This is a genomic window from Scytonema sp. NUACC21 (genome assembly GCF_054684315.1).
This window is the reverse complement of sequence record NZ_BAAFZH010000096.1, coordinates 91,028-111,282: the sequence shown is the minus strand read 5'-3', so window position 1 is coordinate 111,282 and position 20,255 is coordinate 91,028. Positions and strand designations below refer to the sequence as shown.

Annotated in this window: 13 protein-coding genes, 1 pseudogene and 1 other annotated feature (1 of these 15 cut by a window edge); of the genes and pseudogenes, 11 read left to right on the top strand and 3 right to left on the bottom strand. The window is 42.1% G+C overall.

All coding sequences use genetic code 11. From position 1 onward, the window contains the following. Positions 1–128 (bottom strand) — a binding site (T-box leader) (it extends 173 nt beyond the left edge of the window). A gap of 170 nt (positions 129–298) precedes the next feature. Then, entirely contained in the window at positions 299–508 is a 210-nt protein-coding gene (locus tag ACYRY3_RS28590; RefSeq protein ID WP_460205062.1) for a hypothetical protein, read from the bottom strand. Between the two features lie 844 nt (positions 509–1,352). On the opposite strand from ACYRY3_RS28590, the gene ACYRY3_RS28585 reads away from it, so the two are divergent. Then, complete coding sequence (locus tag ACYRY3_RS28585; RefSeq protein ID WP_460205061.1) at positions 1,353–2,369, top strand: tetratricopeptide repeat protein; 1,017 nt, start codon at positions 1,353–1,355, stop codon at positions 2,367–2,369. 17 nt (positions 2,370–2,386) lie between these two features. Here the strand turns inward: ACYRY3_RS28585 and ACYRY3_RS28580 are convergent, their stop codons facing one another. Further along, positions 2,387–3,964, bottom strand: coding sequence for a PPC domain-containing protein (locus ACYRY3_RS28580; protein WP_460205060.1), 1,578 nt, complete (start codon positions 3,962–3,964; stop codon positions 2,387–2,389). A 640-nt stretch (positions 3,965–4,604) separates the two neighbouring features. Between ACYRY3_RS28580 and ACYRY3_RS28575 the strand changes: the two genes are divergently transcribed. The 4 genes from ACYRY3_RS28575 (at position 4,605) to ACYRY3_RS28560 (ending at position 10,321) form a co-directional block, all read left to right on the top strand. Next, positions 4,605–6,644 (top strand): protein kinase domain-containing protein, encoded by a 2,040-nt coding sequence (locus ACYRY3_RS28575; protein ID WP_460205059.1) that lies wholly within the window; start codon positions 4,605–4,607, stop codon positions 6,642–6,644. Positions 6,645–6,696: 52 nt separating this feature from the next. Then, positions 6,697–8,700 (top strand): protein kinase domain-containing protein, encoded by a 2,004-nt coding sequence (locus tag ACYRY3_RS28570; protein WP_460205058.1) that lies wholly within the window; start codon positions 6,697–6,699, stop codon positions 8,698–8,700. Between the two features lie 362 nt (positions 8,701–9,062). Beyond that, entirely contained in the window at positions 9,063–9,527 is a 465-nt protein-coding gene (locus ACYRY3_RS28565) for a helix-turn-helix domain-containing protein (protein ID WP_460205057.1), read from the top strand. Positions 9,528–9,727: 200 nt separating this feature from the next. Continuing rightward, positions 9,728–10,321: a PIN domain-containing protein gene (locus ACYRY3_RS28560; protein WP_460205056.1), complete on the top strand. Its 594-nt coding sequence runs from the start codon at positions 9,728–9,730 to the stop codon at positions 10,319–10,321. 214 nt (positions 10,322–10,535) lie between these two features. On the opposite strand, the gene ACYRY3_RS28555 is transcribed toward ACYRY3_RS28560, so the two are convergent. Continuing rightward, positions 10,536–10,796 (bottom strand): hypothetical protein, encoded by a 261-nt coding sequence (locus tag ACYRY3_RS28555; protein ID WP_460205055.1) that lies wholly within the window; start codon positions 10,794–10,796, stop codon positions 10,536–10,538. Here ACYRY3_RS28555 and ACYRY3_RS28550 point away from each other — a divergent pair. The 6 genes and pseudogenes from ACYRY3_RS28550 to ACYRY3_RS28525 form a co-directional block, all read left to right on the top strand. Continuing rightward, positions 10,686–11,570 (top strand): annotated as a pseudogene (locus ACYRY3_RS28550) (phosphoketolase family protein); the annotation flags it as partial. The gene ACYRY3_RS28555 and the pseudogene ACYRY3_RS28550 sit on opposite strands and share 111 nt — an antisense overlap. Before the next feature lie 235 nt (positions 11,571–11,805). Continuing rightward, complete coding sequence (gene gap / locus ACYRY3_RS28545) at positions 11,806–12,852, top strand: type I glyceraldehyde-3-phosphate dehydrogenase (RefSeq protein ID WP_460205132.1); 1,047 nt, start codon at positions 11,806–11,808, stop codon at positions 12,850–12,852. 388 nt (positions 12,853–13,240) lie between these two features. Further along, positions 13,241–14,674, top strand: coding sequence for a pyruvate kinase (gene pyk / locus ACYRY3_RS28540; protein WP_460205054.1), 1,434 nt, complete (start codon positions 13,241–13,243; stop codon positions 14,672–14,674). Between the two features lie 362 nt (positions 14,675–15,036). After that, a complete protein-coding gene (locus ACYRY3_RS28535) occupies positions 15,037–16,026 on the top strand; it encodes a transaldolase (RefSeq protein WP_460205053.1) in 990 nt (329 codons plus the stop codon). A gap of 484 nt (positions 16,027–16,510) precedes the next feature. Beyond that, positions 16,511–17,509 carry an ABC transporter substrate-binding protein gene (locus ACYRY3_RS28530; RefSeq protein ID WP_460205052.1) on the top strand — a complete coding sequence of 333 codons (999 nt, stop codon included), beginning with the start codon at positions 16,511–16,513 and terminating at the stop codon, positions 17,507–17,509. A gap of 14 nt (positions 17,510–17,523) precedes the next feature. Further along, positions 17,524–20,130 (top strand): diguanylate cyclase, encoded by a 2,607-nt coding sequence (locus ACYRY3_RS28525; RefSeq protein ID WP_460205051.1) that lies wholly within the window; start codon positions 17,524–17,526, stop codon positions 20,128–20,130. Positions 20,131–20,255 lie beyond the last annotated feature (125 nt).

Genomic DNA, 20,255 nt, shown 5'->3' with positions numbered 1-20,255 from the left:
TTTTGTAACGCTTCTTTCGGAGAGCAGCTCGGGGAGGATTTTCGTCTCTACCGTATGGTCAGGCTTACACCGTCCCTGACTCGCTAGTCACCGACTTAGAGATTACTCGTTCCCTTCATTGCTTTTAGTTATGCCTTTTCTATCATAACTATAACACACATCCCAAAGGTTAAGTAAGTCGGCGTGAATAAACAGACAGGAGTTACAAAATGTAAATCTGTCAGCAAGCCTTACTCATGACCAATGACAAATGACTAAGGACGACCCTAACCAGTGACGTTTTTTCTTACCGACCTACTTAGTCGGATTCTGAAGATTCTGGTTTCGGTGCTTGTGCCTTCATGATGTTACTTTGAGCGCGTAAAATCGCACTTTGTATCCTGTCATCTAATCCTGCCTTCAGGGAAACAATTTCTGCTCTCAATTCAACAACTTCTGCTTTTAGCCACGTCATCTCAGCCGCTAAACTATCAATTTCTGCCCTGAGAATATCCTCTTTTTTAACCATTAAATCAACCTTAATTATATGCCAGTGTAAAAGTAGACGATCGCTACAAATTTTGTGTACTTCTACCTTGGGATTCACAAAGCATTCTATTTATCTCGTTGTTACGAACAATTTAAATCTATCTAAAGATAGATTTAAATATAAAAATACATTTTATTGGAGAGCACACAGACGATCTGTTAAGCGTTGTTAGAAATATATATACTTTTAAAACCATACAGGTATTTACTGAAAATTAAAAAACATACTACGCTCGTAATTCATTACCAAATTCAGCAACGCCGATTTTTGTTGTGGTGACTGAGGTTGGTTTAGAGAAGAATAACGATAAAAATCAAATTTAATCAAAGATTGTCAAATCTAGAAAATTGCTAATTAGCAGTAACTAATGTGCTAATTAGCAGATTTTTCAAGGTTTTAGCCAATAATTTATTTACAGAAATATTCAAGAAAGTTCTACTATCCATAGAAATACTAGAGTTACAGTCAATATCTTGCCTTGGAGTGATTGACAAAATAGCTGCAACGCAACAAAAAACACAACGATTATAATATTAATCTTTGATTATCTTTTCAGCCTCAATTACCGCTCCTTCCAAAGAAAAGCTTTGTTCCTTAATTTATCAAAATTCAAACAGCAGTAAACAATTTTGCACCATTCCAGTAACTGCCTACCCTATGAAAATCGGTAATCTTAGAGCGTCCAAGGAGTAAGCTGCATTCTTAATAATTCTTCAAACGCATCTTCACAAGTTACTCATTTTTTCCACGTATCTTTTAAAGAAGATAAGTATGAATTAAAACATAACAAATTTACGGATAGCAAAAGCTTACTGATAACAATATGGGTAACTCACTGATACACACCGTAAACCAAGAACGCTACTACAGCTATCTCAAACTCATCAAAGCGCTGCTGACCGATACCAATGGCGCAAAAACCGAGATGTTAGAACTCAACCAAAATTTAATAGATGCTGACTTGGTAAAAATCGTTTTAGATTTGGTACAGGCTACACGACAGAGTGCATCTGTTTTGGCAGTGGAGATAGATCGAGAAGGCGCTGATAATTTAATGAAGCTGGTTCGTCAGTTGATAGGGGTGTACGCCGATAGTCCCTTACAAGGTATGTCAGCAGAATTTGCTATTGGCAATGTTTATTTAGAAACCAGGAGGTTTTCTCAGGCAAGACAATCCTACGATGAAGCCTTGAAAGTTTTTAGAACGGAAGGCGATCGCATAGGAGAAGCGAATGCACTTGCACTTATAGGAGACACCTTATACCAGCAAGACATTTTCACACAAGCACTAGACTACTACAAACAAGCTCAAGACATATTTCTAGCAACAGGTGCCAAGCATAGCGAAGCGATGGTGCTTCAGCAAATGATATCTTCTTATTATTTCACGAGCCAGTATACTCAAGCAATAGACATGACCCATCGGCGTTTGGAACTTGCCAGAGAACTGCAGTTGCATTCTATGGAAGCCCATACTCTCTATGACCTAGCGATGTATTACCAAACTACAGGTAACATATCGGCAGCCGGAGAGTATTACTGGAAGTGCTGGGAAATGGCTCAAGAGATTGGCTCTAGTCAGTTAGAGGTACAATGTCTCAAGGGTCTGGGGGACTTTTATCTGGGTGAGAACTTGATTGAGGAAGCAATGGATATTTACGCAGAATGTTTGGACATGGCGTCTCAGATAGGTTATCTCCACGTAGAAGCCAGTTGTTTGCAATCTTTAGCGGAAGCTTACCTTTACCTGGGAGATTTAGAAACCGCTGAGGAATACAAACAACAGAGTTTGACAATTAAGCGAGAACTTGGTATCTGCTTAGTTGAGCAAACACTTTGACTAAATACCATGTCGTATTAAAAAATACTTAATCGATACCTACCATGCTCGTGTGGAATAGCTGAAATTACCACTACATAGTAAATATCATTTTCAGGTAACTGTGCTGCGTCAATTAATGCAGTATACTTACCTTCTTTGTCAATATCCTGAGCAATGACTTGCCCTTTAGAATTCATTAAAACTACGTAAGGGGCAAACTCTTCATAAACACTATCTACACGTATACTAACACGCTGGTATTTTCTCCCTTGGAATTTAGAAATATCGTAAAAATTTTTATTTTTGTTCAGAGTTAAACCTTCGTCTAGTTTGGCTATTTCATCAAAGAGATAACTAGATGGATCGTTCCTAATAGCCAGACTATAGCGACCTGTATCTCCAGGCTCGCGGCTTGTAACTGCAATGGTATATTTGCCTGTTACAGGAAGTTGTGCAAATATGAATGCATCTTTGTTTCTTCCTGTAGTCCCTCTGCTTACAAGAACATTATTATCAGGATCGAGCAGAAGCACAAAGGGCTCTAGCGTTAAATTATTCGTGCGGCGTCTATCGTCACTGCCAGTGAGTCTAATTTGAATGTGTTGCTTCTCACTCCCATCAAACTGATAGAAATGGAAATATCTGCCTTTGTAACCATAGTCCTTTGGAGTCAGAATACCAAGTGCAAAGTCTACAAAGTTAATTTCTTTGAAAGTTGGTTGTTTACTTGCATTGATAGGTGAACCTTCAATTGTTTGTCCATTGCGCTGTTGTGAACTTACAGCAGCATTAAGTTTCCTTTGCGGCTTTGGAGTTGGGGTGGTATTGGTAGCAGCAGATGCACTTGGAGTACTTCTGTGTTGGGGTTTTGGAGTTGGGGTGGTATTGGTAGCAGCAGCTGCACTGGGAGTGCTTCTGTGTTGGGGTTTTGGAGTTGGGGTGGTATTGGTAGCAGCAGCTGCACTGGGAGTGGTTCTGTGTTGCGGCTTTGGAGTTGGGGTGGTATTGGTAGCAGCAGCTGCACTGGGAGTACTTCTGTGTTGCGGCTTTGGAGTTGGAGTGGTGTTGGTAGCAACAGCTGCACTGGGAGTACTTCTGTGTTGCGGCTTTGTAGTTGGGGTGGTGTTGGTAGCAGCAGCTGCACTGGGAGTACTTCTGTGTTGGGGTTTTGGAGTTGGGGTGGTATTGGTAGCAGCAGCTGCACTGGGAGTACTTCTGTGTTGGGGTTTTGGAGTTGGGGTGGTGTTGGTAGCAGCAGCTGCACTGGGAGTACTTCTGTGTTGGGGCTTTGTAGTTGGGGTGGTAATCGAAGTAGTTACAGTACTCAGATTGCTAGCTGACGAAGACTTTGGCGCTAAAGGAGATTCAATAGCTGACCTTGGCTTTGCGCGACTTGCAGGCACTTGGGAAGTATCTATTTTCTCAATAAATTTACTTACTGCTTCTTGTTCTCTTTCATCTGGTAGTTTGGCAATTGTGTAGCCGCCTTGCTGAGTAACTCTCAAAGCTTTTATAGGCAAAGCATAGCCAACAAGCCACAAACCACTACTGATGAAACAACTAAAAACGAAGTTGACTTGGTTAAAATACTTTTTTTCACTTTTTCTTACCACTATCCTACCCTCAAATAGATAAAGTTTCTGCTTGGACAAGCTCAAACAAATGTATTCCTATCAATTTTCTAAATGAATTGATTTAATTTCCAAACAAGTTTTAGTAAGACTGAGGGACTCTATATAAAATCTGTATAATGTATAAATCTTACATAACTCATTTTCGACCATTCAACAAGGTTAAGGATATTTTAATTATTAAATATCCGTTAGTTGTTTAGTAAGTAAGTTGGTGTGAATAAACATAATTTGGCGTTAGGACTGTATAGTAGTTAGTAGTTAGTGGTTAGTAAGCTTGAGAGGAACTCAACATTTCTTTACATGGGTAGGTTTATTTGCACCTACCTACTGAATTCAAGAATTAAATCTTTAAAAAAAGTTATAATTGAAATGTTTGTCAATTTATATTTTGTAACAAATTCAAAAACAGGGTTTTTGCAAATTCTGAAAGAAATTTTTAGTTATTCGTTCAGAAGTCCGATTTTTTAGGTATGGTGGAGACTTACCCTTGTGTAGTGTCGGTTAATAAAGCCCTTATCCAAAAATGTTGGCTGCTAAAAAGTTAAGAGCCTGAATGAGAATGGCAAAACTATACGGCATAACGTAACATATACACAAAATCCAGTGCATTCTGCTGAGTATGCTTTACTGCCTGAATCCCAATTGCCAAAATCCGGAAAATGACGATTATCGCTTAAATTGCCAAACTTGCAGAGCTTCATTGATCCCGCTGTTAAGAAACCGTTATCGTATAATTAAAGTTCTCTCTAATGAAGGTGGATTTAGCAAAACTTATTTAGCAGAAGATATAGACAAGCTGAACGAACTGTGTGTAGTTAAGCAATTTGCACCAAAATTTCCAGAATCTACAGTATTGCAAAAGGCAATTGAGCTATTTCAAGAAGAAGCAAAACGACTGCAACAATTGGGAGAAAATTCCCAAATTCCTACGCTTTTTGCCTATTTTGAGCAAAATATGTATCTGTTTTTGGTACAGCAGTATATAGATGGGGAGAATTTAAGGAAAGAAGTGGAACGAACAGGACAATATGGTGAAAAGGAAACTAGACGATTTTTACTAGATCTGCTTCCTGTTCTCAAGTTTATTCACGAACGAGGGGTGATTCACCGAGATATTAAGCCACAAAATATCATCCGCCGTCGGAGTGATGGGCGATTGGTGCTAATTGATTTTGGAGCCTCGAAACAGCTCTCAACAACAGTGCAGACTAAAACGGGTACAACCATTGGCTCACATGGCTATACCCCCATCGAACAGATGCAGTATGGACAAGCTTACGCGGCTAGCGATTTATTCAGTCTAGGCGCGACTTGCTTTTTTCTGTTGACAGGAATGTCGCCATCGGATGTCTGGATGCAAAAGGGATATAGCTGGGTAACTGGCTGGCAAGAATATTTAGCCAGCCCTATTAGTGCTGAACTAGCTCAAGTTATTAATAAGTTGTTGACAGTAAACTATCAAGAGAGATATCAATCAGCTGATGAAGTTTACAAAAGTATAGTACAGCAGCTTTCGCCACCTCCATTACTACCGCCGACCTTAATTTCATCAAAATTAAGTATTAGGCTGAATAATCAACGGATGTTTATCAGTATTGCCGTTTTGTTGATTGGATTGGGGGGAGTTTGGTATTTGCAGTACCGCTCATCCCTAGAGAAAACAGTAATAGCACCAGTCAATGAGCCAGCCAATAGCACTTCGGGCGATCGCAAACTCACTGATGAAACTTCAAGTAATGATCATACCACAAACACACCTGTGGCAAATGATGGCTCATCAGAAAACCTGAGAGGGCATTCCAGTGATGTTAATACTATTGCCTTTAACCCTACAGGATTGACCATCGCTAGTGGCAGTGATGATAAAAGTATCATACTTTGGGATTTACAAAGCAAACTGAGCATCGGTACTCTCACCGGGCATACGGGATATATTTATTCCATAGCCTTTGCTCCTGATGGTAAGATGCTTGCGAGTGGTGGTTCTGATAAAACCATCATACTTTGGGATGTAGAACGCAAAAAGCAAATTGCCACTCTTAAAGGACATGAAGGTTCTGTGACTTCTATAGCCTTTGCTCCTGACGGTAAGACGCTTGCTAGTGGTAGTTTGGATGGGACTGTTAGACTGTGGAACACGGTAAGCCAACAACAAATCGCCACTCCTCTCAAGGGGCACAACCAACCCGTGAGTTCCATCGCCTTTACTTTGGATAGTTACACACTAATTAGCAGTAGTTATGACAGTAGCATCGTACTTTGGGATGTCGTAAGCAAACAAAAAATTATTACACTAAAAGGACATAAAAATTCGGTTTTTTCTATTGCCCTGAGCCCTGATAGTTTGATGCTTGCTAGTAGTGGAGAAGATCGCACAATTCAACTATGGGATCTAGCAACTCAACAGAGAATACGAACCTTTCTAGGGCATACCGATAGGGTTAATTCCGTAGCTTTTAGTCCTGATGGCAAGAAGTTGGTAAGTGGTAGCCATGATAACACAATCAGGCTCTGGGATCTTGACACTGGTGAGGAAATCCGTGTCTTGAAGAAGGATTTTGGAAATATTTATTCTGTTGCTTTCAGCCCAGATGGACAAACTATAGCTAGTGGTGGTACCGCTGAGAACATTCTCAAGATTTGGCAGGTCTCTCAATAGTTCTTTGCTCATGTAATATCATAGATGGCAGCACAGTCACGCTTGCTAGACGATGCTCTGTTGCCTAAACCCTGATTGCCCCAATCCTCTCAATCGAGATGGAATAACTTATTGCCAGAGTTGCGGCACGCCCTTGGTATCGCTTTTGCGCGGTCATTATCGCGTTACAAATGTCCTTTCTGATGAAGGAGGATTTGGTAGAACTTATCTGGCGGAAGATTTAGACAAACTGAATGAACGCTGTGTGGTCAAGCAATTGGCACCGAAAGTCCAGGGAACTTGGGCTATTAAGAAAGCAGTTGAGTCATTCCAACAAGAAGCACAGCGACTCCAAAAACTGGGCAGACATCCGCAGATTCCTACCTTGCTGGCTTACTTTGAGGAGGAGAACTACCTGTATTTGGTGCAAGAGTTTGTTGATGGGCAGAATTTGCTGAGGGAATTGCAACAACGCTTAATTTATAACGAAACAGAAATTCGGAAAGTTTTGCTCAATTTGCTGCCCGTTCTTCAGTTTATCCACGAAAAGGGAGTGATCCATCGAGATATCAAGCCTCAAAATATTATGAGGCGATCGCTGCAACGAAACCGACAAAGGGAAAGAAATTTTTCCCCCCTCAAACAAGTGGAAGAAGGGGAACTGGTACTGATTGATTTTGGCGCTTCAAAGCAGTTGAGTGAAACTGTACGAACAAAACCGGGAACGACCATCGGCACGCGTGGATATAGCCCTCTAGAACAAATGCAAGATGGAGAAGCTCGTCCTGCAAGCGATTTATTTAGCTTGGGAGCTACGTGTTTTCACTTAATGACTGGTGTTTCACCAGCAGGGCTGTGGGCAGAAAATGGCTATAGCTGGGTAAGTTCATGGCGAGAATATTTGAAAAATCCAATCAGTGATGATTTGGGTAAGGTTCTTGATAAGCTTTTGAAAAAGGAGATAAGAGAACGTTATCAATCAGCCAACGAAGTTATCCAAGACCTATCGTCTCAGGTATCGGTTCGACCATCATCCCCTCAACGAGCTAAACTGAGAAAAGGTATTTTGGTAGGTTCTGCCATTCTATTACTGGGATTTGCCGGCTTGTACATAAAAAAGTCCCCACTTCTCAACCCTCTAACAGAAAGTAAAACTTCCCCAATCAAAACCCTCAATGGGCATTCCAACTTAGTCACATCTGTTGCCATCAGTGCAAATTCCAATGGTGTTATCCTGGTCAGCAGCAGCTTTGATACAACAGTGAAACTGTGGGATTTAGCGGCTAGAAAGGAGATTGGCACATTAGAAGGGTATGCTGGTTCAGTTCATTCCGTCGCTATCAGCCCAGATGGTCGGACGGTAGCAAGTGGCAATGGTGACAACACGATTAAGCTGTGGAACCCCCTAACTAAAAAGGAAATCCGCACACTCTACGGTCATTCGAGTTCTGTTGAGTCTATCGCCATCAGCCCAGATAGCAAGATACTTGCCACCGGAAGTTTTGACGGCATAATTAAACTATGGGAATTGTCAACCGGAAAAGAAATTACGACACTCAGAGAACATTCCAGTACGGTGAGATCTGTTGCCTTCAGTCCCGATGGACAAACTCTTGCAAGTGGTAGTGAGGATGGCACAGTAAAACTATGGGATATAAAAAACAAGCAGGTAACCAGAATTCTCGTAGGGCATACTGAACCGATTCGTTCTGTTGCCATCAGTCCAATCTCCTCTGAGTTCTCAAGCGATGGAGAAGGACCGGGAGGAATTCTTGCTAGTAGCAGTGCTGATGACACAATCAAGCTTTGGGATTTAGCTACTGGAGAGGAAATCCACACCTTTAAAGGGCATTCTTACTCGGTAAATTCCATCGCCTTCACCTCCGACGGCAAGATTCTCGCTAGTGGTAGCAGTGACCACACCATCAAACTGTGGAATATGGAAACTAAAAGAGAAATTCGCACTCTTAGGGGGCATTCTAAAGAAGTAACTTCTGTCGCCTTCAGCCCCGACAACAAAACTCTTGCAAGCGGCAGTGCTGATGGAAGTATCAACATTTGGCAAGTCTCACACTGACTTTTGACAGATGCAATCGTCACCGTCCGGCTTATATCCCCACCCTGTAGAGGGATGGGGACTTACGCCGCTTCGATTAAAAAAAGAAAGCTAAAAGCTAAGCTTATAAAGAAAATATTAATTATTAAAATTTATAATTGAATAATCTGTAGATAAGCTGCCTCAAGGCTTTTGAAGACAAAGCTTTAATCATACGAGCAAATCCGATTGATTTCGTTCGTTTCGTACATTGCGTTCATTTCAAATGAGAGGTACTATAAAAAGTACAGAAATTGCAATCCATTGTAAAACCTCGATTTTAGTAATTCTTATGTAGATAAGTGGAGTGCAATTTGATATTAGCCTAGGAGAATCTGATATCTATGACACTCAGTAAATCCCGAATTAGCGAGATACCTACAGAAGAAGATACTACTTTGGCTAGAGTTAGTAGCCAAGCACTAGCTTCTTATGTAAGAAAAGGTGCTTATCCCACTATCAATATTGTGGAAAATAACGTTGTCAGCGAGACCGTAACTGTACCAGCAGAAGCTTTTCAATTGTTTGTCGATATTTTGGCACAAATGGCTAAAGGTAATGCTGTTACTCTTATTCCAGTAAATGCAGAACTTACAACACAACAAGCAGCAGACATTCTAAATGTCTCACGTCCTTATTTAGTACAGTTATTAGAGTCTGGAGAAATACCATACCGCAAAGTAGGAACACGGCGAAGAGTTCGTTACCAAGATTTGATTGCCTACAAAAATCGAATTGATGCTTTAAGAATGGAAACTCTTGATGAACTTACTGCTCAAGCCCAAGAACTAAATATGGGGTACGAATAAAAATCACAAAGTACATGAATTTTATGTATCCGCTCAATAATTGGGAACGGAAAAGACTTTACTCCATTTGAGGCTAATTGCTAAGCGATTTACCCCAGACTATTGAGTGCTTACAATTTTGTGTCAGTAAATTACTAGGTGGAACTTAAAAGAACTCTGTGGTAGAAGCAGTTTAAAAATATTTTAGTATTGTAAGCACAATGAGTTCTAAAAAAGCATTCATAGTCTCCAACTTCACAGCGGTTTATGACGCTTGTGTTTTATATCCAGCACCGCTAAGAGATTTTCTTATGCGGCTTGCTGTCACTGATTTATTTAGAGCTAAATGGACAGAGCAAATCCATTCGGAGTGGATTAGAAATGTCTTAAAAAACCGTCCTGACTTAACAATAGAATCTCTCATAAAAATTAAAGATTTAATGAATAAAAATGTTAGAGATTGCCTAGTGACAGGTTATGAAAATCTAATTACAGGTTTAGAGCTTCCAGATCCAGACGATCGTCACGTTTTGGCAGCAGCGATTCGTTGTCATGCTAGTGTTATCGTTACTTTTAACGGCAGAGACTTCCCGTCTCGATACCTTGCACCGTATGGCATTGAATCCCAACATCCAGACGATTTCATTTTACATCTAATTGACCTTAGTCCAGTAGAAATTTGTGAAGTCGCAAAAAAGCACAGAAAGGCTCTTAAAAATCCTGCCAAGACACAAGAAGAATATTTAGAAACACTTTTAAGACAAGGACTTTCACAATCAGTTACTACTTTACAAAGTCTTTGTCATGACATTTAATGCAAGAGTCGGAAACCATTAAATCCTTATCTACCGCTAACCTTTGCTAACTTTTACCTATTCTCTTTCATTCCCCCAACCTTCACCATCCCTTCCCCAAATTCATACAAAAATTAGGTAGCCTTATCGCGCATCTTTTTAAATCCTTAGTGGCAAAGAACTGTAATTAAGCAAAATCAAAGCGTTTGGGCTTGTCCCCAATCCAAATTGGTGTTTAACTTGCTGCATCGACGGTGGAATCCTTTTGCACTGGGATTTGGCTGCGGTTCAAAGTCACCTCGACAGCAACAGACAATAATATTATGATATTAGGGCAGTCTGACAAATTTTTTGGCAGGGCAAAGCACGGGCGAAAACCCCCCACCTCTTCAACCAGCATGCCAAGTGGCTCGATACTTGTCATGACATTTCCTGGCGCAGACCAATTGCTTCTCTGAACTACCTCCTGACCTCCCACGTTTGGCGTCAAGACCATAACGGTTTCTCCCACCAAGACCCCGGTTTTCTTGACCTAGTTGTTAACAAGAAAGCAAAAGTCATTCGGGTGTATCTTCCCCCCGATGCTAACTGCTTACTATCGGTAACAGACCACTGTCTCAGAAGCCGCGACTATGTCAACGTGATTGTTGCTGGAAAACAGCCAGCTTTGCAGTTCCTGAATGTAGAGGCCGCAATCAAGCACTGTACTAAAGGTATTAGTATTTGGGATTGGGCAAGCAACGATCAAGGTAGCGAGCCTGATGTGGTAATGGCTTCGGCGGGAGACATTCCTACATTGGAAACTTTAGCTGCTGTAGACATTTTGCGGCAAAACTTTCCCGACCTGAAAGTGCGGGTGGTAAACGTAGTGGACTTGATGAAACTCCAGCCAGAGAGGGAACATCCCCACGGGCTTAGCGATCCAGACTTTGATAGCATTTTCACAACTGATAAGCCAATTATCTTTGCTTTCCACGGCTATCCTTGGCTGATTCACCGTTTGAGCTATCGTCGCAAGAATCATGGTAACCTCCACGTGCGGGGTTACAAGGAAGAGGGAACAACCACCACGCCTTTTGATATGACAGTAGTTAACGATGTGGATCGCTTCCACCTGGCTATGGATGTCATTGACCGCGTACCACAGCTGGGCTACAAAGCAGCTTATGTCAAGCAAATGCTGCAAGACAAACTCATCGAACACAAGCATTACATCCACAAGCACGGCGAAGATATGCCGGAAATTCGTGACTGGAAGTGGCCGTATTAGGGAATTTGTTAGTAGTTAGTAGTTAAAAGAACCACTAACCACTAACCCTTCCTAACAAATCTTAAAAGATGCCAATTAAATTGGCTTTCGCTAACATACATTGGCAGGATTGGTTCAAGAAGGGATTGAGAATTGGATAAATTCCCAATCTCCAATCACGCCAGCCCGCTCATCGGCAATAATTCCTGCACGCGGCTGGTTCCCCAATCCCAATCCCGAAACAGGAGGTTCGATCTTGAGTAAGCTGAAAGTTGGCATTAACGGATTTGGTCGTATTGGGCGGCTTGTATTTCGCGCTGGTATTGATAACCCCAACATTGAGTTTGTTGGCATTAACGACCTAGTGCCGCCGGATAACCTTGCTTACCTGTTGAAGTACGATTCAACCCACGGTAGCTATAAGGGTCAGGTTGAGGCAAAGGAAGATGGCATTGTTGTTAATGGACGTTTCATTCCTTGCGTCTCCATTAGGAATCCAGCAGAATTGCCTTGGGGTAAATGGGGTGCAGATTATGTAGTTGAATCTACTGGTCTGTTCACCAATTATGATGGAGCAGCCAACCACTTACAGGCAGGGGCAAAGCGAGTTATCATTAGCGCTCCTACAAAAGACCCAGATAGGGTTCCTACCTTGCTAATGGGTGTTAATCATCACTTGTTTGACCCTGCAAAAGATACCATCGTCTCCAATGCCAGCTGTACCACCAATTGTCTGGCTCCCGTAGCTAAAGTTATCAATGACAAATTTGGATTAACTGAAGGGTTGATGACCACAGTTCACGCCATGACCGCTACCCAGCCAACGGTAGACGGTCCCAGTAAAAAAGACTGGCGGGGCGGTCGTGGTGCAGCACAAAACATCATTCCTTCTTCCACTGGGGCAGCAAAAGCAGTGGCACTGGTTTTACCAGAGTTGAAGGGTAAATTGACCGGTATGGCATTCCGGGTACCCACCCCTGATGTTTCGGTAGTTGATTTAACCTTCAAAACTGCCAAAGCTACCTCTTATAAAGAAATCTGTGCTGCCATGAAGGAGGCATCTGTTGGTGAGCTTAAAGGTATTTTAGGTTACACCGAAGATGAAGTCGTTTCCACAGATTTTCAAGGCGATGAGCACTCTAGTATTTTTGATGCTGGTGCTGGTATCGAACTCAACTCTAACTTCTTTAAAATTGTTGCCTGGTATGACAACGAGTGGGGTTACTCCAATCGTGTCATTGACCTTATGTTGGCTATGGCACAAAAAGAAGGTTTGTTAGAGCGTGTAGCAGTGGCAGCTTAACGATTAACAGTGACCGGGGATCGGTTGTCACTGTTCGCCCGGTGTTTACAGCCGTTTTCACATACGTGAACCACACCGTTTGTAAGGGCGCTCTTGCTTTGCGCCCCTGCGACGGTGGTTTCAATCAACTGAAAATTTTGATGTAGCAATTTGATAAGCTTTACAAATCTTTACCAATTTGATTGTAAGAAACACACTCATTATTCTGAAATTTTGCCTACAATATAGTCGTCTGTTAAAAAAAGATTCATATAAATTAATTTTCTGCAAGAGTATTATTACTAAATTTAGTAGTTAAAAAGATAGACCATGAGAAATCTGCATTGGGCAATCATTGCTTTTTGCAGGTTACTACCCAATCTCGATCGCTATTTTAAAGTATTCCATCATGCGTAGAACCAAAATCATTTGTACTGTTGGACCCGCCACATCTACACCCGAACGCTTACAAGCCTTAGTAGATGCAGGCATGAACGTGGCGCGGTTGAATTTCTCTCATGGAGAGCATGAATTTCACGGTCAAACAATTAAATATCTCAGGGAAATCAGTAGTAAGGCACAAAAACCCCTCGCTCTGATGCAAGACCTCTGTGGACCTAAAATTCGTTTGGGAATTGTGCCACAAGAAGGGATAACAGTGGAACCAGGACAAGAAGTGACTTTTGTCCTGCAAAAAGAAGGTAGTAGTGCTGAGGAAATACCTCTGCCATTGCCAACTCTGTTTGCAATGGTGCGGCGCGGCGAACCAATTTTGATTAATGATGGTCGCATTAAATTAATTGTTAGCGATCGCGATGCCGATAAAATTCGGGCGCAGGTAGTTATTGGTGGTTTAATCTCCAGTAACAAAGGTGTCAATCTTCCAGAAACTCGTTTACCCGTAACTTCCATTACCGAAAAAGACCTCAATGATTTGCGCTTTGGGATACAGTCAGGAGTAGATTGGGTAGCAGTATCGTTTGTGCGATCGCCCCAAGACTTAGAACCAGCGCAGCGGATGATTGAAGGAGCAAACGCAAATATTCGCATCATCGCCAAAATTGAAAGAAGAGAAGCCGTTGAGAATATCGATGGAATTATTGAAACTGCTGACGGCATCATGGTTGCTCGTGGCGATTTAGGGGTAGAAATGCCCATTGACCAAGTTCCCCTGATTCAAAAAGATATCATCCTCCGTTGCAATCGTGCTGGTAAACCCGTAATTACTGCCACGCAAATGTTGGAGTCCATGATTAGCGCCCCCGACCCCACCCGTGCGGAAGTCACAGATGTTGCCAACTCAATTTTTGATGGTACCGATGCTGTCATGCTTTCTGGAGAAACTGCTGTTGGACAATACCCCGTAGCCGCAGTCAAGATGATGCACAGTGTTGCCGTGCGAACAGAAAACGCCTTAAAAGAAGGTGCCCGTCAATCCCTGTGGACTTATGATGCTGGTAGTCTGAGTGTCACCGAGTCTTTAGCTGAGGCAGTATGTCGCATTGCTTATGAAACAGGTGCAAAAGCTATTGTTTGTCACTCTTCGAGTGGAAGTACAGCAAGGCTAATTTCCAAATACCGTCCAACAACTCAGATCCTAGCTCTGACTCCTTGCGAAACTCCTTACCGCCAACTAGCTATTTCTTGGGGTGTGGAACCTTTATTAATCAACGCTGTTTATACTGCAGAAGATATGCTGCTCAATGTCGAGAAAAGCCTTCTAGAGACGGGTCTGATTGAAAAAGGCGATAGAGTCGTGATTACCTCTGGCGTTCCCATCGGTAAATCGGGAACCACAAGTTTGGTTAAAGTGCATACTATCGGACAGGCTATTTCTGTTTAAAATCCAACATTAATTAAAGTTTGACAGAGTACTCAAGCCCATCACTAAAACAACAAAATCTTAAAAAAAACAAACAAAATAGGGATTTCCAGACAATATTATTGACCATTGACTAAGAACTATCTAATTTTTGAGGTTTGTATCTTAAGTCAATTCAAGCTATCGCAGAAATTTATAGATTTGAGATGAAGTTCCAATTGCCGACAAGTTTGACACAGATTGAGAACAATGGCACCTGTTTTCTGTGCAATCTACGATGGTAAGAGGTTGATAGGTACTGTTAGGACGAACAACGCTGTTTTTGTGCAATAAGCCGTGTACGGCTTGCGCCAAGGACAATCGCAAACATACTAGGAGGATATATGTCTAAAAGTTTACTGGAACAATTACGTGAAATGACCGTTGTGGTTGCGGATACAGGGGATATTCAAGCAATTGAGAAGTTCACCCCACGAGATGCTACCACTAACCCTTCCCTGATTACCGCAGCAGCACAAATGCCAGAATATCAGGAAATTGTTAACCAGACTTTAGCCCAAGCAAAAAAAGATGCAGGATCTGGTGCAAGCGACAAGCAAGTGGTGGCTTTAGCTTTCGATCGCTTAGCGGTGTCCTTTGGGTTAAAAATTCTACAAATCATTCCGGGTCGGGTGTCTACAGAAGTCGATGCACGGTTGTCATACGATACAGAAGCTACTGTTGCTAAAGCACGAGAGTTGATTGCTCAGTACGCAGCAGCTGGAATTTCTCGCGATCGCGTTCTGATTAAGATAGCCGCTACCTGGGAAGGAATTCGTGCTGCGGAAATCCTGGAAAAAGAGGGTATTCACTGCAACCTGACCTTGTTGTTCGGTCTCCATCAGGCGATCGCGTGTGCAGAAGCAGGTGTGACTCTGATTTCACCCTTCGTTGGACGAATTCTTGACTGGTACAAAAAAGAGACCGGGCGCGATAGTTACCCTGCTGCAGAAGATCCAGGAGTCTTATCTGTAACCACAATCTACAACTACTACAAAAAATTCGGTTATAAAACCGAAGTCATGGGAGCTAGTTTCCGCAATATTGGTGAAATTACAGAACTCGCTGGCTGTGACTTACTGACCATTTCTCCAGCACTCCTAGCTGAATTAAAAGTAACCATAGGAGAATTACCTCGCAAACTTGAGCCCAGTCAAGCAGCAGCATTGGACATCGCAAAAATCCCGATGGATAAAGCTACCTTTGACAAGATGCACGTTGAAGACCGCATGGCAAATGAAAAACTAGATGAAGGTATCAAAGGTTTTACCAAAGCACTAGAAACTCTGGAAACACTGCTTGCAGAAAAACTCGCTGGTTTGAAAGTAGCATAAGTCAGACCTATTAGGAGAAGGAGAAGCCGCTCAAATCACAGCAGTGGCTGCTCCTTTTTTGTTGGTGGACCTATACAGCACACCATCAAACGTCCGGCATAGACCTATTTACTATTTGTGCAAACATTTGAATCGATATAAGAATTAATCCGCAAAGTTGATTGGGAATTTGTTTAAAATTTAAATTCAGCTATTCTCATTAAAATCACGTAAATGACTAAGAATTATGTAGAGACATTTCAAACAGAGAGTCTCTACGCCTGTGTATTGCTGGATAAAACATCTATCTTTTGATAGAAGTGGGTATAATATAATTCAATCACAAAATAAAAGTCGTGTTTTAAGTTTTTATAAAAACTTTGCTTTCCACAAACCATTGGGCAGCGAAAACACTGCGATCTGCCGTAGGCAGTAGCGGAGCTATCGCACTATATTAATAATCTGACCCAATGACACATTTTTTGTTGTCATGAAGGAGTCTTTTATGCCTCACAAACCCTTCCGTTTGTTAACTGGGTTTATAGTTGGTTTATTGCTAGTTATAACGATCTCATTACCCCATTTGATGCGATCGCCACCACAAAGACTGGTAATGATGCCATTTGACTGGCCGGGGGATTTAGGATTTGTGCTGATTCATCGCTTAGGACTAGATAAAACCCACGGAATAGACTTGGAGTTGCCGCGTCTGGCAACTTCTGATGACATGATTAGGGCATTTCGGAATGGTGTTACCGACGTACTGAATTTTACACTAGATGTAGCTGTGAATTTGGCAGCAACAGAAAAAGACCTGCGAGTGATTTATGCTTACAACGAATCAGCAGGAGCAGACGGAATGGTAGCTCGTGCTGACATAAAAAGCATTCAGGATTTACGGGGGCGTCGGGTAGGTGCAGAAACAGGGGCAACTAGCCATTATTTACTGCTAGCAATTCTAAAAAAAGCCGGATTGACAGCAAATGACATTACCTTTGTCGATGTACAAACTGACGAAGTAGAGCGAGCACTCACTGCTAAACAGGTTGATGCCGTTGTCACTTGGGAACCTAACCTCACAAAAGCTTTGGCTTTACCGGGAATGCGTCTTCTCACCACTTCCAAAGATTATCCCAACCTGATTTTGAACGTGCTGATTGTCAGACAGGCAGCATTGCAGGCGCACCCAGAAACATATGTTCATCTCATAGAAGCTTGGAATGCTATGCGTCAACTTTGTACTGCTGACCCAACACGTTGTTGGAAATTGCTCTCATCAGACCAGAACCGTCCGGTTAATGACCTGATAGCTGAAGCCAAAGGAATTCACTTTCTAAACTTAAAGGATAACCGCTTGCTCTTTACAGCAGAAGGTGGTTCTGGCACAGTGAAAGAACAACTGCAAGCCACCTACTCTTTTTTGCAAGCGAATCAGCCAAAGTTACCAAAATTTGACCCAACATTCCTCTACGAACCTGCCATTGTTTTAGCTGCTCGGGAATAGCTTGGAGCACACAAATGAAATTGGGTCAGCGTCTGTTAAGTTTGCGAGTTATCATTCTCTTATTTTACGGTCTGCTAACTTGCGGCTGGCTTCGCATGCAGATGCTGAATACGGAACAGCAAACGGAAATACTAACTGCAGCTTGGCAAAAGGATGGGCAATATGAAGCTTTGCTATTGCAACAGATTTTAGACCGACCTTTTAAGAGCAAAGACCAAGCCCTTGTTCAAAATGCTGTAACCCGTTTGGGAGTGCTTGCGGGACAGGTAGAGGTCACAATTGTTGATTCCAAAAATACAGTTTTAGCTCGCAGCCCCGGTAGTTTGACATTCGATCGCCATTTAACTGCTGTTCTATCACAACGTGTTTTTCAATCTCAGCAATTGGAAAGCTTAAATAGCCGATTTGTATACCTTTATTACTACGGTTTACCACTGGTCAACAGTTCTGGTGAAACATCTGCAGTGCTCCTGATTCAGAGGACTTGGGAAAAAGAGTACCAACAAATCCAGCGACAAGCACAAGTGACATTTTGGCAAAGTTTGCTTCTTGCCGTTGTCCTGTTTCTCTTAGCGGATATACTAACAGGTGCGATCGTTTTAGCTCCTGTGAATGCTCTCGTGCAACTGACACAAAAGGTTAATTTGGGAAATTTGAGCATACGCATTCAGGATTTGGGAATTATTCCAGAAATACAGAGCTTGGGTACGGCGTTTAACAATATGCTAGATACGTTGAAACACCAAGAATCCGAGCTTTATTCACTCAATCAAGACTTAGAAAATCGGGTGCAAGAGCGAACTCAAGAACTGCAATTCACACTTGCTGCTTTACAGGCAAGTGAGGAGCGTTATCGAGCTGTCGTTGAGCAAACAGTAGAGGGAATTTGCTTATTTGATGCGATAACTGGAAATATCATAGAAGCTAATTCTACTTGTTTGCATCTTCTTGAATACACCAAAGAAGACATTTTAGAATTAAAGCTGGAAAATATTATTTTTCTGAAGCCAGAAGTTTTTCAGAAGAAAATTCAGGAACTTCTGACTGACAAATCTTTGAGCCTTAACGAATTACAATGTGTAACTAAAAACGGTCACTTAGTTGATGTTTCAGCTAGTATCAGCCTGATTTATTATGATAATAGAGAAGTTTTTTGTGCCGTTTTCCATGACATTACCGAACGCAAACAGATGGAAGATGCACTGCGCCAGAGTGAAGCACGTTTCCGAGCTGCCATTGAAGGAAGTTTAGATGCCTTTTTTGTGTTTAAAAGCTTGCGCGACAAAAATGGACGGCTCGTAGATTTCACATTTACCGATATGAACTCCAACGCAGAAAAGATGATTTCTATGTCTAAAAAAGAAGTCATCGGTAAGAAAATGTGTGAAATTCTTCCTGTCAATTACATAACAGAACTCTTTGAAAAGTATGTTCGGGTTGTGGAAACTAGAGTAGTCCTGGAGCAGGAGTTTCCGATTTCGACACCGGAACTGACGGCAAAATGGCTGCACCATCAAGTTGTTCCACTGAGCGATGGAATTGCAATTACCTCAAGAGATATTACAGAAAGAAAACACGCAGAACAAGCATTGCAAGAGGCTAACGGGCAGTTGCGGAACTGGGTGCGGGAGCTAGAACAGCGTACCCGTGAAATTACTATGCTGAATGAAATAAGTGAAATCTTGCAAGCTTGCGTTACAGTTCAGGAAGCCTACAGTGCCCTTTCGGAGTTGATACAGCCCCTATTTCCCACGATGTCTGGTGGAGTGTTTATGCTCAGCGATTCCCAGCATTTGGCAGAGGCGATCGCAATTTGGGGAGACCCATCAGTATTTCCCAGCCAAAAATTGTTTGTACCAAATGAATGTTGGGCACTGCGACGCGGTAGGATGCACGTGGTTAACAACAGCCAGAGCAGTTTAATGTGTAAACACATACTCTCCAATCGTGTTGCTGAATTCATATGTATACCGATGATTGCCCAAGGAGAAACATTGGGAGTGCTTCATTTGAGCGCTTTTGAGCCAGGAGAATTATCACCTGCCAAACAACAATTAGCTGTGACAATTGCTGAAAACCTTGCCTTGACCCTGGCAAATTTAAAACTCCGTTCCTCCCTTCAGCAGCAAAGTATCCGCGATCCACTAACGGGATTGTTCAATCGACGTTATCTGGAAGAATCCTTACAGCGAGAAATCCATCGTGCCGAACGCTCCGAGCAACCCTTAGGCATCATTATGCTTGATGTTGACCACTTCAAACGCTTCAATGATACTTTTGGTCACGATGCAGGAGATGCCGTACTGCGGGAATTGGGTTTATTCTTGCAAAAACAGGTGAGGGGTTCAGATATTGCCTGCCGTTACGGGGGCGAGGAGATGACTTTGGTGTTACCAGAAGCAAACATACAAACAACTCGGGAACGAGCAGAAGCTATCCGAAAAGGAGTTAAGTATCTAAATGTGCAACATCGCCGTCAGCTTCTCGGCGCAATTTCCCTGTCTATAGGAGTCGCTTGTTTCCCAGAGCACGGTTTAACAGGAGACGCCGTAGTTCAAGCTGCTGATACAGCTTTGTACCGCGCAAAACGGGAGGGGCGAGACCGTGTTGTTGTTGCTTAGTCAAACTCATACAAATGACTAATGACAGATGACAAAGGACAGCATTAACTCGTTATCTTTAATTTGTGCCAACCTTACTTAAGTATGCTAAAAGTTAAAAGTTAATTCCAAAAATTTAATGATTA

Excerpts from the sequence above, each read along its gene's own strand:
- ACYRY3_RS28525 (WP_460205051.1), top strand. The coding sequence starts at position 17,524 with ATGAAATTGGGTCAGCGTCTGTTAAGTTTGCGAGTTATCATTCTCTTA.
- ACYRY3_RS28585 (WP_460205061.1), top strand. The coding sequence starts at position 1,353 with ATGGGTAACTCACTGATACACACCGTAAACCAAGAACGCTACTACAGC.
- ACYRY3_RS28560 (WP_460205056.1), top strand. The coding sequence starts at position 9,728 with ATGAGTTCTAAAAAAGCATTCATAGTCTCCAACTTCACAGCGGTTTAT.
- ACYRY3_RS28570 (WP_460205058.1), top strand. The coding sequence starts at position 6,697 with ATGCTCTGTTGCCTAAACCCTGATTGCCCCAATCCTCTCAATCGAGAT.
- ACYRY3_RS28555 (WP_460205055.1), bottom strand. The coding sequence starts at position 10,796 with ATGGTCTTGACGCCAAACGTGGGAGGTCAGGAGGTAGTTCAGAGAAGC.
- ACYRY3_RS28530 (WP_460205052.1), top strand. The coding sequence starts at position 16,511 with ATGCCTCACAAACCCTTCCGTTTGTTAACTGGGTTTATAGTTGGTTTA.
- ACYRY3_RS28535 (WP_460205053.1), top strand. The coding sequence starts at position 15,037 with ATGTCTAAAAGTTTACTGGAACAATTACGTGAAATGACCGTTGTGGTT.
- ACYRY3_RS28575 (WP_460205059.1), top strand. The coding sequence starts at position 4,605 with ATGCTTTACTGCCTGAATCCCAATTGCCAAAATCCGGAAAATGACGAT.
- ACYRY3_RS28590 (WP_460205062.1), bottom strand. The coding sequence starts at position 508 with ATGGTTAAAAAAGAGGATATTCTCAGGGCAGAAATTGATAGTTTAGCG.
- ACYRY3_RS28565 (WP_460205057.1), top strand. The coding sequence starts at position 9,063 with ATGACACTCAGTAAATCCCGAATTAGCGAGATACCTACAGAAGAAGAT.
- pyk (WP_460205054.1), top strand. The coding sequence starts at position 13,241 with ATGCGTAGAACCAAAATCATTTGTACTGTTGGACCCGCCACATCTACA.